The following is a 13,294-nucleotide window of genomic DNA, read 5'->3' on the forward strand; positions in this document are numbered from 1 at the left end:
AATTTATGGACCTGTTGACGCGCTGCCGCATCGCCGACCGCATTGCGGGTCAAGGACTAGTTGATTAACTAGCAATTGAAAACTACGCAGTCAGCCAACAGGACAAAAAAGTGAATGGAGAGGTTCATGTCACCTGAATTGCCAAATGCGCTTGCCGCCGCAATCGTCGATCCCGCCACCTACACAAACCCGCAGAAAATCAACGCTGCCTTTGCCGAAATTCGCCGGGACTACCCTTTCGCAAAAGCCAAGGTCGAGGGCTACGATCCTTTCTGGGTCGCATCCAAACATGCCGACGTAGTCGCTATCGAAACTCAGCCCGATATCTTTCTAAACGGAGCCGGATCGAACAATCTGACCGAAAAAGCGAGTGTCGAAATGATCAAGGCGGCCACGGGGGAGAACAACCTCATCCGCTCCTTGGTCACTGTGGACGGGGCAGAGCACAACGCCCTGCGCAAGATTGCCTTTCCAGCCTTCACGCCCAAAGCGCTCAAGACGCTGGAAGTGGATATCCGGAACATTGCCCGCGAGTATATCGACAAGTTCATCGAAAAGGCTCCGCAAAGCGATTTCGTGGCTGATATCGCCCTGAACTATCCGCTTCGCGTTGTGATGAGTTTGCTGGGCGTGCCGGTGGAAGACGAACCCTTCATGCTTCGCCTGACGCAAGAGATGTTCGGTGCGTCCGACCCCGATTTGAACCGTTCAAAATCCGAAGTCACTCCCGAAGAGCGGCTGGTGGCTCTTACTGCGGTCATGCAAGAGTTGGAGAGTTACTTCGGCAAAGTCACCAAAGAAGCGCGCGAGCGGCCAACCGAAGGGCTCAACAGCTTGATTGCCAATGCGGTCATTGACGGCGAATATCTCAATCATCGCCAGCTGATGGGCTATTACATCATCGCCGCAACCGCAGGGCATGACACCACTTCAAACACGGTATCGGCCAGTATGTGGGCCTTGGCTGAGCGGCCTGAACTGCTTGCCGAGTTGCAGGAACATCCCGAGCGAATTGATGGATTCATCGAGGAATCCATTCGCTGGGCCAGCGCGGTCAAAACTTTCATGAGGACCGCTGTTGAAGATGCCGAAATCGCCGGGCAACAGGTGAAGGCAGGGGATTGGATCTTGCTCTCCTACCACAGCGCCGCACAGGATGAGGATGTCTATCCTGACCCGTTCACATTCGACATCACCCGTCCGCGGCGCAGCCAGATTGCCTTCGGGATCGGGCCGCACGTTTGCATCGGTCAGCACCTTGCCCGGATGGAAATGCGCGTTCTTTGGGAAGAGCTGCTGCCGAAGTTGAGCTCGGTCAAACTTGCTGGCGAGCCCAAGCTGTTCAAGTCCAACTTCGTGGTCGGGCCGAAAACCTTGCCTATAGAGTTTTCGGTTAAATAGCTGCGTGTTGGAACCGGGAATTTTTTCGCCGGGATCAAACAAGGAACCAAGTCATGATCTCAGACGTCACATCCCGCACCGCGATGCAAAGCATAGCTTCACGCGACGTTACTGGCGGGACGTTCACAGTTGACAGCGGACAGCCGCTTTGACCGGTGGCACGGTGCCAGAAAGCGACCTAGGAGAAGTTCGCAAACTTCTAGACCAGGTCACGGTTTCCGAGGGCAATTCGGTTGCATCGGCGGCCAAGTCTCTTTGCGATGTTGCCAAACACTGCGGTTTTAAGGTGGTGGCCTTTCATGATCTTTCGTCAAAGAACTTTATCCAAGATGGCGACGGTAAGCTCATCAATGAAACGGTGTTTGGCTGGACCAAGCCTGAGGAACGCTGGTGGGACGAACCGCTCGTTGGCCTGAGTTCGCCGGTGGCTGCGTCAGCGCGCTATGCGCATGATGCGTTCTGGGTCAATAAAAGCGGACCCGGTTCTGGCGCGCCGAATACGCACCTTAAGTCTGTTCAATTTGGGCCATTTTTTGAAAACGTCACCCAGTTTCAATCCATGATCATTGTTCCAGTCCATCAGCCATTCGGCCGTGTTGGGGTCGTGTGCTATTTCCCGATTAGCAAACAGACGGAAAATCTAGAAAATGAATTTCGGCAGCACTCGTGCCTTCTTTCGATCCTGGGATGCCGTTTTGTACGCAATTTCCGGCGTCTTGATGATGTGTCGCCGTGGATGCCTGAGAATTGCACATTGACCAAGCGTCAGGCCCAGTGTTTGCATTGGGCCTCTCTGGGAAAGACAGACCAAGAAGTTGGTGACATTCTATCGCTCAGCCACGCGGCCGTTCGCTATCATTTCGCCCAAGCGATAGACCGGCTGGGATGCGTTAATCGGACCCAAGCGGTCTTTAAGGCAGGTCAACTCGGGTTTATCGGAGCCATCCACTAAGCGCCCCACTAGGCGCCCCACTAGGCGCCCATGCACCCCTGCCTCGCCTCGGGGCGTATTTTTTTGAGGTATCGCGGTAGTTCTGACGCTGGCTAAATGACGTTCATCATGATTTTGATCACATCTTCGTCGCGAGCATCGAAAATCCGGTAGGCCTCTGCGCCCTCGGCAAGGTCCATCTCGTGCGAGAAGAGCCCTGCGCCTTTGAGCCTGCCCGACTGCAGCAGCGGGATGAGCGGCTCCCAAAGGTCCGGCACAGGGGCAACGCCCGCCTTCACCGTCACACCTTTATAAAGAATGTGATTAAGCGGCAGCGCCACGTCAGGCTGCGGCAGGCCTATGAAAGACAGCGCCCCGCCCCGCCTCACCAATGGCAAGGTTGAGGCAACGGCGGCGCTTGCGCCTGATGCTTCGAAGACGCAGTTCACGCCGCCCTTGGTCGCTTCAACGATAGCGCCAATTGCCTCCTTGCCCGGAGCGAACGCGGTGGCACCGAGCTTTTCAGCATGCGCCCGGCGTCCAGCCACAGGATCAATGGCGAAAACTTGTGATGCACCGCGCAAGAATGCGAGCTCAATGCCAAGCAAACCAATCGGGCCAAGTCCGACAACCGCTAAAGACTGACCCGGCTGTAGCCCCGTATTGTTTATCCCGAACGATGCTGTGGCGAGCGCATCGGTCAGCAGTATGGCTTGTTCATCGCCGACACCTTCAGGAATTCGCATAAGGGTCCGGTCGGCATTGGGGATTTGTACGAATTCTGCTTGTCCACCGTTCATCTGATTGCTGAGGCCGAAGGCGGTCGACTGGCGGCATTTGCCGGGCATACCCGTGCGGCAATATGTGCATTGTCCGCATCCAGTCCCGCCTGCGGCCAAGACCTTGTCCCCGACCTTCAGGTCATGAACATCCGGCCCGGTATCCACGACCTCTCCGATAAATTCGTGGCCCACACAAAACTTGTGTTGGTCTGCATCATAATTGGTCTCGCCAATCTGATCGCCGTGATAAATGTGAAGGTCAGAGCCGCAGATGCTGCATTTTTCGACCTGCATGATAACCGCATTGTCGATTGTGCGTTCGGGATCCTTAAAATCTTCGTAGCGAATGTCGCGCGGGCCGTTGAAGACTAGAGCTTTCATTGCGTTTCTCCATTGATCGAAACGGCCTTTTTCCAAGCCGGCCGTTCCTGCAGTCTCTCGAAATAGGCTTGCACGCGATCTGGGAGGGGCAATCTACAAATCGCGTTTGCCAGAAAGAGACTGTATCCCACTGAGATATCAGCGGCTGTGAAGCGTTCTGCGGCGATGAATGACCTTGCGCTAAGATGGTCATTGAGCATCTCGAAAGCCTTCTCAGCTTGAAACTTCACATAAGCCTCAAAACCTTCGGAAACTGCATATTTTTCGATGCCCATCATCTGACCGAGATAGACCGCGAGATAGTGCGACAGTCCGCTTTCGGCCATGTGGAGCCATGTCAGATAGTGCCCAAAATCCCCCTCGTCGGGTTCGACACTCAAGGGTGATGGACCGTGCTTGGCGAGAATATATTCCAGAATAACGGTCGATTCCAAAATTAGCTGACCGCCATCATAGAAGGCGGGCACCTTACCCATGGGATTGATCTCCCGGTACGCATCGGACGCAAAATACGCAGCATTATAGCCCATCACCTTCAGCTCGAAATCGAGCCCCATCTCCTCGAGCAACCATAATGGCCGCAAGGAACGAGAATTGGGCGTGTGAAACAAGATCAAGGACATGGAAGGACCTACCCCTGTGAGCCATGAATTTGGACAATAACTTTGCCTTCGACTTTTCCGTCTGCGATATGCGTTGCTGCTGTCACCGCATCACCGAAATCAAAGACCTGGCTGCTTGAAAGGTCGATTGCGCCCTCCTGCCAGTGCTTGACCAAATCCTGATGGGTCTCGAGCACTTGATCTGCGCTCCATCCAACGGGCATCGCGCCCAGCAGTGAGATGTTTTTCAGCACCGTTTCTTCCAGAGCGATGCGCGCCCACTCGCCGCTGGCATAACCGATCACAATAAAGCGCCCTTCGAAAGCCATTGCGTTGAAAGCAGCGCGTGCGGCTTTGCCACCGACGGGATCGAAGACGACTGAGACGCCTTTACCGCCAGTAAGCTCAAGCGCTGTCTCGGTTATGTCTTGCTGCCTTCTGTCGATGACTTCATCCGCGCCGATGCTCTTACAGAAAGCGGCTTTTTGCGGGCCGCCCGCAACAGCGATCACGCGCGCGCCTTTCGCTTTTGCCAATTGGACCGCTGCATTGCCGGAGGAGCCAGATGCACCAAGCACCAGCACGACGTCGTCCTTCGCAATCTTCGCGCGCCGGACGAGTGCGGTCCATGCGGTTTGATAGGGTATGTAGAGACCTGCTGCCTCTACTCCGCTCATTTCCTCGGGGATCGGCAATAGGCCGGACAACACGCCATCACCGGTGCCACTTGCCCGCATCAAGCACTCTTCGGCCAAGCCGCCAGCCTGCGCTTGGAAGAGAGTGGGACCAACCACGCGCGTGCCGATCAATGCTTTGTCGACACCTTCACCGGCGGCGATCACCTCGCCCGCTGCCTCTTGCGACGGCGTGAAAGGAAGCGGCGGCGTCAATGGGTAGTTATCCCGGCTCATCAAAACGTCGGGCAGGCCCAAGCCGCAGGCTTCGACTTTGACTTTGACCTGACCGGGGCCAGGCTCAAGAGGCTCGGCATCCTCTTGAAGTGCCCAAACATCTTTTGGCTCTCCAAACGAGCTAACTACCCATCTACGCATATTGCACTCTCTCTTCTTACCTTTTCACGGCGGCTAGCGGCTTAGTCAGTGGGCACGTCATTCCAGCCTTCGCCGGGTTTCGCGTATTGCCCGATCTTGAACTTACCAAGCTGCGAAGCGTGCACCTCGTCGGGGCCATCAGCGAGACGAATGAAGCGCTGCGTTGCAAGAATGCCTGCCAAAGGCACATCGTCGCTCACACCCATGCCGCCGAACATCTGGATCGCGCGGTCCGCGACCGTTTGCGCCATTTGCGGGGCAACCACTTTGATCGCCCCGATCAAATCCTTGGCGTTCTTAGCCCCGCGCCGGTCAATCGCATCGGCGGCTTTCAGAGTCAGCAGGCGGGCCTGTTCAATGTCGCAATAACTCTTCGCGATCTCCATCCGAATGCTAGAGCGGTCCGAAAGCATCCGGCCAAAGGTTTTGCGCTCAGTCACGCGCTGACACATGAGTTCCAGAGCAAGCTGAGCCGATCCGATAGAGCGCATGCAGTGGTGAATGCGGCCCGGGCCAAGGCGGCCTTGTGCGATTTCAAACCCGCGCCCTTCGCCAAGGATAATGTTTTCTTTGGGAATGCGAACATCCTTCAGATGCACCTCGCAGTGCCCGCCGGGAGAATGGACATCGCCAAACACAGTCTGTGCACGGATAACCTCTACGCCGGGTGTATCACGCGGAATGATGACCGTTGATTGCTGCGAATGGCGCGGATTGTCCGGATTGGTCTGCCCCATGAGCAGCAGGACTTTGCAGCGCGGGTCCATGATGCCCGAGATCCACCATTTCGTGCCATTGATGACATAGTCATCACCGTCGCTGCGGATTTCAGTGCGGACATTGGTCGCATCCGAGCAGGCGTGATCGGGTTCGGTCATCATGTAGACTGAGCGTATCTCGCCAGCGAGCAGAGGCTCCAGCCACTGCTGCTTTTGCGCATCGGTGCCGAATTTGGCGAATACTTCCATATTGCCAGTGTCAGGCGCGGAGCAGTTAAAGACCTCGCTGCACCAACCATTGCGGCCCATAATTTCTGCCAAGGGCGCATATTCGAGGTTCGTGAGGCCAGGGCTGTATTCACCGTATTCCTCAGGCAAGAACAGGTTCCAAAGCCCAGCAGCTTTCGCTTTTTCTTTAAGCGGTTCGAGGCCGGGCCATGGCTTCCACAGATTGGCCGGATCGCGGTTCCAAGCGTGGATTTCGTGATCCACAGGCAGAATGTTGGCATCGACAAAGGCCTGCAATCTGGCGATCAGGCCTTGCGTTTTCTCGCTATATTCAAAGAGCATAATATGGGTGTCCTGGACGGTGTCTGATTGGGTGGCTGGCCTTTAAAGTGAGAGCCCGCCATCTGCGATGAGTGTGTGGCCTTGCACATAGGAGGCGAGCGGCGATGCCAGGAACATGGCGGCACCCGCCATATCTTCCGGTGTCCCATAGCGCCGGACGGGGATCGTTCGCAGAGCGGCTTCGCTGCGCTTCTCGTTTTCGGTAGTAACCGCCGTAAGCTTTGTTGGCACCAATCCCGGGGCAAGACCGTTCACCCTGATGCCATCACGCGCCCAAGACTGGCCGAGCGTTTTGGTAAGGCTGATCGCAGCAGCTTTAGAAGCGGCATAGGCTGGATTGCCAATATTCGCGTGCAAGCCAGAAATTGAACTCACAATCACAATCGAGCCTTTGGCCTCGCTCAGCATTGGCTTGAATTTGGTCGCAGTGTGCATGACGGAGTCAATGTTGATGCCCATCACATCGTCCCAGCCTTGCTTTTCATATTCGGCCTGTTTGTACCGGACAAAGCCCTGAGACTGGATGAGCACATCCAAGCTATCGAAAGGCGGCCCGTAGGCGCTCAGTTCGTCATAGTCAGCCACATCGACCTTCGCATAATTCAACCCTTCCAGATTAGACCCCTCATCAGCCGAATAGTCATTTGCTGAGGCGCGCGTGCCCCAAACATGGACCTCTGCCCCGCGAGCAAGGAAACCGCGAGCGATACCGTTCCCGATACCGCTGGAGCCGCCGACAACCAGCACGCGTTTGTGCGAAAAGTCCAAATCACTCATATCCGTTTCCTTCTCAATTCTTCGCGATCAATCGCGGTGTGCGTTCGAACAGTGAAATCGTCATTGTATGCAATCGGTCGCCAGGTTCTTTGGGGCCTTGCCAGCGCCCGCGCGCGCATGGGCGCCTTCCAAGAGGCGTGCCTCAGGCTTCATAGCGTCCTTGGAGGTGTTGCGCAGATGAAGCGGCGGTCTGCGAAGCACAAAATCGCGGTCCCTGCGGTCAAACCGAAAGAGGATATTCTGCCTCCCGCCAGCCAGAAGCTGAACCTTCCTGAGCGGTGCGCGTTGGAGGCCGATATCATCCATCCAAACCGCCAAAGCCCGAGGATCAGCCGGTGCCGACACTTTGTCCGATTGCCCTTTCATAATGCAACTGTATTAAACAACTGCATTATTGCAACCCACAATCGCATGTGGTCTAAACGTGAGCGCAATGAGCAAACTCTCCCTAAAGACACGCAGCCCTTCGGTTGATCGGCTCAAAACCGAAGCACAGCGCCTTTTTGCCAATCGCGGTATCGACGGGGTGACTGTGCGCGATATCGCGGCGGCGGCTGGACAGAAGAATCCCGCTGCGGTGGGTTATCACTTCGGGTCCAAGGAAGCGCTCATCCGTGAGCTTATCGTTGATGGCGCCAAAATCATTGATGACCGCCGAAACCAGCAGCTTGATGCTCTGGAAGAAGCCGGCGGCGAGGTCAGCATTTCTCAGGTCGTCGATATTCTGATCTATCCATCGGTCAATCTGGCCGCGCGCGGAGAAACGGACACATACAATCGGTTCCTGCTTATGCTCACCATGGCGCACCGCGACCTGTTCGACGATGCATTGGAACGCCGCTGGAACTCAGGGTATCAGCGCTGTCTCAAACATCTGCGGACCCTGATGCCAGCCAAAAGCAGAGCTATTCAAAATCAGCGCTTTATCTTTCTTGAATCTTATCTCGGCGGGGTGCTGAGTGCGCGAGAAACGAGGCTCGATGACACAAGCCGTGCTCACTCAACCTGGAGTGACAAATCCACGCTAGCGCATTTCGCAGATACGATTACCTGCATGCTGGAAATGGAATAGAATGTGCGAACAGCGGTAGCCGAAGCCCAGACTTTTCCGGCATGTGCGCTTCCCAATGAACGATGGTTTCAAGCGAAATTCTTCGGGCGGGGAACAGCGGCCTCGTGATTGGGCTTTACCTCTAGCTCAAATAGTCAGAAGGTGCAGGCCAACAAAAGAAAGCGACGCTGTGATGGCGCCGAGAACCACTCGGCTTCATACTGACGAACGCTGTTTGGGAGAGATTGATGGCCGAAGCGACGGTGGTTTCACCGACGAGCGCAGTTCCTGCATCGGGAGGTTTCGGTTCGCCCGGCTACCGGGCCTATGTTCTAAGCGCCCTGCTCGTTGTTTATATTTTCAATTTCATCGACCGGACAATCATCAATATCCTAACTGAACCAATCAAGCTCACCTTCGGGCTTGAGGATTGGCAGATGGGCTTGCTCGGCGGGCCCGCCTTTGCGGTGCTTTACACCTTTATCGGCATACCGATTGCGCGCGGGGCTGAGCGATATAACCGCGTCGGTATCATCGCGGCCGCCGTTATCGTTTGGAGCCTTTTTACGGCCCTTTGCGGGTTTGCCATGTCATTCATGATGCTGTTCTTATTCAGAATTGGCGTCAGCATCGGCGAGGCAGGATGCACACCGCCTGCCCAATCTCTGATTGCGGACTATTTCGTGCCATCACGGCGCGCTACGGCGGTTTCAGTCTATGCTTTAGGCGTACCGCTTGGCGGAATGCTGGCCTCGGTGTTTGGAGGACAGCTTGCCGGGCTGGACGGTGCACAATACGGCGCCTGGGTCGGCGCGATGGGCCTCGGATTTCTGTTTGGCGAACTTGATTGGTCGCAGGTTGAAGGGTGGCGGGTTGCCTTTGTAGTGGTCGGATTGCCGGGACTGCTCTTAGGTCTGGTGGTATGGCGGACCATCAAAGAGCCGCCGCGCGGTTACACAGATCCCGCCGCGCTTCAGGGCCTTAAGAAGGTCAGCTTCAAAGAGGCGCTGGCCGTTTTGGCTAAGAAGCCTGCCTATCGGCACATCGTGTTTGGGGCGACGCTTGCCTCCTTTGTTGGATATGGGATCGGCCAATTCACAACCTCATTCCTGCTGCGCACGCATGGCCTGACGATCCAACAGGCCTCGTTGCTTTACGGCGTCGTTCTTGGTGTCATGGCGGCTATCGGCGTATTCAGTTCGGGCTGGCTGGCGGACAGAATGTCCAAGAGATATCCCAATGCGCTCTCATGGCTGCCGGCCATCGGCCTTGGAGCCTCCGTCCCGCTTTATGCATTTGGATTTTTGATGCCCAATCTGTGGCTCGCGGTGCCCGCGCTTATGCTCGGCGCGATGATCCACTATTTCTACCTCGGGCCAATGTATGCCGTATCAGGCGGCGTCGTCGACAGCAGGATGCGTGCAACATCGGTTGCGATCACTTTGTTCGTGGTCAATTTGCTGGGGTACGGGCTTGGCCCGCCGATTATCGGTGTGCTCTCGACTGTGTTGAAGAACATGTTCCTCGACGGTCAATCGCTCGGGCTGACGCTTGAGGCGTGCAAGCCGCTGTTGTCGCTCGGCGCTGATGCGAAGGCGCTTCTCAGCGGCGCGGAGTTGGACGCTATGGAAGCCTGTTCTAGCGCAGAAGCGCGCGGGCTTCAGTGGTCGATTGTTATCTTCAGCTGTATCTATGGCTGGGCGGCCCTGCATTACTTACTTGCGGGACGCACGCTCCAGCGCGACATGGTTGCCAACTCGGAAGCCTAATCCGCCAGCCTTAAGCTCAATACCGGATAATCTGGGAGCGGTCAGGCCGCTTCCGGTTTGCCGCGATTTGCCAACTGCACTCGTCGGCACACTGAACCTCGCTGCGATTGTATCGCTGGCCGCGTCGATACGGCCATTCTCTGCCAGCGGCGGCAGGACGCTATGGAGGAAGGCCAAAGGACGGTTTGCGATTAGGGCGGGCAGCTCAGTAATCGTGCTGGCCATCAGCCTCGTTTACATGGCCATTGGTACCCACAAATAAAAAGGCGGCCGACACAAATGCCGGCCGCCAATCCAACCCCAGTGGAGATTGGGGTTAAATTTAGAATTGCGTGCGAACTGTCACGCCATATGTGCGTGGATCTTCAAGAAACGCGCCGCGCGAACGCGCCCCGGCGACACCGCGAAGCGGCGTATTGAACGTCACGTTTCGGGTTTGCTCGTCGAAGATGTTGTTGCCCCAAAACTCGATTGTGAAGCTCTCGCTTGGAGTGGTGAAGCCAATCCTTGCGTTGGCTTTGACGTTCGCCCCTTGGATATCAAACGGGAGCAGAATGTCCGAACCCACCTCGGTCGCCTGCGTGCTGGTCCGGCGTGAGGTTTCAAAACGAATGTTCGCGCTTGCAGCCATCACCCAGCCAGAATCGGTGATTTCGTTTTCGTAGAGAATTCCAGCATTCCCGACGAACTCTGGCGCGTTGGTCAAAGTGTTCCCGCACAGGTTTGCGGCTTGCGCGAGCGGGTTGGGGTCACCTGCAACACAATCGCTAGGATAGCGCGCATCGGCATAAGTCACAGCAGTGTTGAACGATATCTCATCGCTCGCCTGCATCTGGAATTCCAGCTCGGCACCGCTGCTCTTTGCGGTTGGTACGTTGAAGGTTTGGAACGCTACGCCGGTGAATTCAAGCACCTGGAAGTCGCTCAGCTCTTGATGGAAGATAGCAATATTTGCGGTGGCACGCCCTTCGAACAGGCTGGCTTTGAGACCAAACTCGTAGGCATCAATCGTCTCAGACGCGAAGCGCGGATCAAGCCCGCCGACACTGGCTGATGCGTCCAGGTTATAACCGCCTGATTTGTAGCCGTGAGTAAAGCTGAGATAAGTGTTCACGTCTGGCGACGCTTCCCATGCGATCTTACCGGTGTAGATCAGCTCATCATCGTTGAACTCATCAAAAACGCCGCCTTGCGCGCCGTTACCAAAAGTAAGCGGCAATCCGACAGCGCCGGGCACATCAGCCGGCACTGCGAAGACAAAGCACAGCAACCCATTGAGGCCAGTGGCGCCAAACGCAGGGTTTGTAGCAAGGCAAGGGTCGTTTGAAGCCGCGATCTGAGTGAAGGCACCTTCTTTCTTGTCATCGGTGTAGCGAATACCCGCAGTAAGGCTGAGCGTATCGGTCACGTTGAACGTATTGTGGGTAAAGATCGACCAGCTTTCCGCGTCTTGCGTAAAGACGTTTTGTGCAAAAGCGCCCGTGAAATCGACATCGGTTAGCGCGTTTGGATTGCCAGCAAGACCGCCCGTGCCGATAAAGGCCAGCGTATCCACATTGGGCTGGCCAATCGCGGTCAGGAACGAGTTGATATATGCCTCGTAATCCGGACCCAGACCGAGGCTGCCCTCAGGGTTTGTGGCAATTTCTTCATCAGCATAGTAAGCGCCAACCAACCAATCCAAAGCGCCATCGAACGCTTCACCTTGCAATCGAAGCTCATGCGTGATGGTTTCGATCTCGGTGATGTTGGGAGTGTTGGTCGGATTATTGAAAATCGAGTCCCCGGTGCCAACCGAGAAAACGGCCAAACCAACATAGTCAGTGCTGCGTGCACTGAACGCATCGAAATCACGATAAGACGCGATATAGGTCAGCGACGCATTGTCACTAATATCCCAGTTCAATTCCGCAGAGAAGCCAAGGTTGTCATAGCCGTTCGCAAGATCACTTGTCGTGTTGGTCAATCGGTCAAAATAGATGCTGCCCTGGTCGTCCGGGCTTCCAATGTTTGGCGCTCCGCCATCAGCCGGAAGGCCATTGGCCAAGAAAGCAGCACCGCTGGCGAACAGTTCAGATTCGCGCACAATCACAGCTGCACAGCAGCTTTCATCAGCGCTCGCAAAATCGGCGATCAAACGCAGACTGACATCGGCCGATGGCTCCCAGTATACCTGCCCGCGAAGCGAATAACGGTCACGATCATTCTGATCTTCGCCCAATTGGTTGGTAAGCAGACCATCACGCCGACGATATGCACCCGAGAAACGAACCCCTAGGGAATCCTCGACAATCGGAAGGCTGACACCGCCCTGCACATTCGCAAAGTCGAAATTGCCGTAGCTGGCGTTAGCGAAGCCTTCGACCGTATCAAGCGAAGGCCGCTTTGTGGTGATGTTGAGCGCACCAGCCGAAGTGTTGCGGCCAAACAGAGTGCCTTGCGGGCCGCGCAGGATCTCCACGCGTTCAACATCAACAAGGTCGCCCAATGCCGCACCCGGACGCGAAAGATAAACGCCGTCTAGGAAGACGCCGACAGCGCTCTCAAGACCGATGTTGTTACCAGTGGTACCGACACCGCGAATACGGATCGTTGTACCGCCGGTTTCTGTGTCGGAAGAGTTTAAGTTAAAGCTTGGCGATACAGCCGCCAGTCCCCGGACGTCTGCAATCCCCTGGCGATCCAATTCTTCAGTGCCCACCGCTGTCACAGCGAGAGGAATTTCTTGGAGGTTCTCAGCCCGGCGTGTCGCCGTCACGATAATCACATTGTCGCCAGGCGCTTGCAGTTGTTCTGCATCTTGCTCGGCGTCTTGTGCTAATGCTGGTGCGGTGAATGCGCTGCATGCCATAAGGCCAGCAGCATAAGCGGTAAGCTTACGCGTCATAGTTTTCCCTCTCAACTTCCGCTCGACATTTTGCCGATGCGGCTCTCCGACTCAAAACAGTATCAGCAAACTCACAGGGCGCAAGTTGAAATAATATTAGGCGCGCTATCGAAGATGATAGTGCTGATGTGTTGTCTTTCAGCGCATATGTGACCAACGCCTGTCCATATTGAGAGCCGTTTGAGGGCCGAGACGGCTCATTGATGAATAGGGAGCAAGCGCAGCTGTACCCCGTCAAAGAGGCCTTATTGCAATGGCGCTTCTATGGGAGCGGGATTTTGCTTCTTCGCTTTTTTGAGCGCTACTTGTAGCGTCTTTTTAAAAAGCAAGATTGGGAGGGATGGATGACGCAGGTTATGCCGGGATGGGCTA

The 13,294-nt window shown here is 55.7% G+C and carries 12 protein-coding genes; 4 read left to right on the top strand and 8 right to left on the bottom strand.

The genetic code is table 11. From position 1 onward, the window contains the following. Nucleotides 1-126 precede the first annotated feature (126 nt). A complete protein-coding gene (locus tag AC0V60_RS11095) occupies nucleotides 127-1,401 on the top strand; it encodes a cytochrome P450 (protein ID WP_486178519.1) in 1,275 nt (424 codons plus the stop codon). Nucleotides 1,402-1,549: 148 nt separating this feature from the next. After that, entirely contained in the window at nucleotides 1,550-2,353 is an 804-nt protein-coding gene (locus AC0V60_RS11100) for a helix-turn-helix transcriptional regulator (protein WP_486178520.1), read from the top strand. Between the two features lie 92 nt (nucleotides 2,354-2,445). Here AC0V60_RS11100 and AC0V60_RS11105 read toward each other — a convergent pair whose 3' ends face one another. Genes AC0V60_RS11105 through AC0V60_RS11130 form a run of 6 tightly spaced genes read right to left on the bottom strand, consistent with a single transcriptional unit; the run spans nucleotide 2,446 to nucleotide 7,581 of the window. After that, the gene (locus tag AC0V60_RS11105) at nucleotides 2,446-3,495 is read right to left on the bottom strand and encodes an alcohol dehydrogenase catalytic domain-containing protein (RefSeq protein ID WP_486178521.1); all 1,050 of its coding nucleotides are present in this window, start codon (nucleotides 3,493-3,495) and stop codon (nucleotides 2,446-2,448) included. Continuing rightward, complete coding sequence (locus AC0V60_RS11110; protein WP_486178522.1) at nucleotides 3,492-4,118, bottom strand: glutathione S-transferase family protein; 627 nt, start codon at nucleotides 4,116-4,118, stop codon at nucleotides 3,492-3,494. Before AC0V60_RS11110 ends, AC0V60_RS11105 begins: the two co-directional genes overlap by 4 nt. Before the next feature lie 8 nt (nucleotides 4,119-4,126). After that, a complete protein-coding gene (locus tag AC0V60_RS11115; protein WP_486178523.1) occupies nucleotides 4,127-5,149 on the bottom strand; it encodes an NADPH:quinone oxidoreductase family protein in 1,023 nt (340 codons plus the stop codon). Nucleotides 5,150-5,190: 41 nt separating this feature from the next. Beyond that, entirely contained in the window at nucleotides 5,191-6,438 is a 1,248-nt protein-coding gene (locus tag AC0V60_RS11120; RefSeq protein WP_486178524.1) for an acyl-CoA dehydrogenase family protein, read from the bottom strand. Nucleotides 6,439-6,480: 42 nt separating this feature from the next. Next, nucleotides 6,481-7,215, bottom strand: coding sequence for an SDR family NAD(P)-dependent oxidoreductase (locus AC0V60_RS11125; RefSeq protein WP_486178525.1), 735 nt, complete (start codon nucleotides 7,213-7,215; stop codon nucleotides 6,481-6,483). Nucleotides 7,216-7,275: 60 nt separating this feature from the next. Next, a complete protein-coding gene (locus tag AC0V60_RS11130) occupies nucleotides 7,276-7,581 on the bottom strand; it encodes a hypothetical protein (protein WP_486178526.1) in 306 nt (101 codons plus the stop codon). 67 nt (nucleotides 7,582-7,648) lie between these two features. Between AC0V60_RS11130 and AC0V60_RS11135 the strand changes: the two genes are divergently transcribed. Then, the gene (locus AC0V60_RS11135; protein ID WP_486178527.1) at nucleotides 7,649-8,287 is read left to right on the top strand and encodes a TetR family transcriptional regulator; all 639 of its coding nucleotides are present in this window, start codon (nucleotides 7,649-7,651) and stop codon (nucleotides 8,285-8,287) included. Between the two features lie 227 nt (nucleotides 8,288-8,514). Next, on the top strand, nucleotides 8,515-10,035 hold the full coding sequence (locus AC0V60_RS11140; protein WP_486178528.1) for a spinster family MFS transporter: 1,521 nt from the start codon (nucleotides 8,515-8,517) through the stop codon (nucleotides 10,033-10,035). Here AC0V60_RS11140 and AC0V60_RS11145 read toward each other — a convergent pair. Further along, nucleotides 9,982-10,260: a hypothetical protein gene (locus AC0V60_RS11145; RefSeq protein ID WP_486178529.1), complete on the bottom strand. Its 279-nt coding sequence runs from the start codon at nucleotides 10,258-10,260 to the stop codon at nucleotides 9,982-9,984. The two genes, AC0V60_RS11140 and AC0V60_RS11145, sit on opposite strands and share 54 nt — an antisense overlap. A 97-nt stretch (nucleotides 10,261-10,357) precedes the next feature. Next, the gene (locus AC0V60_RS11150) at nucleotides 10,358-12,922 is read right to left on the bottom strand and encodes a TonB-dependent receptor (protein WP_486178530.1); all 2,565 of its coding nucleotides are present in this window, start codon (nucleotides 12,920-12,922) and stop codon (nucleotides 10,358-10,360) included. Nucleotides 12,923-13,294 lie beyond the last annotated feature (372 nt).

The organism is Erythrobacter sp. S259, assembly GCF_057364965.1.

Bases quoted from the DNA above. Each gene is read 5' to 3' on its own strand.
- AC0V60_RS11095 (WP_486178519.1), top strand. From the start codon at position 127: ATGTCACCTGAATTGCCAAATGCGCTTGCCGCCGCAATCGTCGATCCC.
- AC0V60_RS11105 (WP_486178521.1), bottom strand. From the start codon at position 3,495: ATGAAAGCTCTAGTCTTCAACGGCCCGCGCGACATTCGCTACGAAGAT.
- AC0V60_RS11110 (WP_486178522.1), bottom strand. From the start codon at position 4,118: ATGTCCTTGATCTTGTTTCACACGCCCAATTCTCGTTCCTTGCGGCCA.
- AC0V60_RS11115 (WP_486178523.1), bottom strand. From the start codon at position 5,149: ATGCGTAGATGGGTAGTTAGCTCGTTTGGAGAGCCAAAAGATGTTTGG.
- AC0V60_RS11120 (WP_486178524.1), bottom strand. From the start codon at position 6,438: ATGCTCTTTGAATATAGCGAGAAAACGCAAGGCCTGATCGCCAGATTG.
- AC0V60_RS11125 (WP_486178525.1), bottom strand. From the start codon at position 7,215: ATGAGTGATTTGGACTTTTCGCACAAACGCGTGCTGGTTGTCGGCGGC.
- AC0V60_RS11130 (WP_486178526.1), bottom strand. From the start codon at position 7,581: ATGAAAGGGCAATCGGACAAAGTGTCGGCACCGGCTGATCCTCGGGCT.
- AC0V60_RS11135 (WP_486178527.1), top strand. From the start codon at position 7,649: ATGAGCAAACTCTCCCTAAAGACACGCAGCCCTTCGGTTGATCGGCTC.
- AC0V60_RS11140 (WP_486178528.1), top strand. From the start codon at position 8,515: ATGGCCGAAGCGACGGTGGTTTCACCGACGAGCGCAGTTCCTGCATCG.
- AC0V60_RS11145 (WP_486178529.1), bottom strand. From the start codon at position 10,260: ATGGCCAGCACGATTACTGAGCTGCCCGCCCTAATCGCAAACCGTCCT.
- AC0V60_RS11150 (WP_486178530.1), bottom strand. From the start codon at position 12,922: ATGACGCGTAAGCTTACCGCTTATGCTGCTGGCCTTATGGCATGCAGC.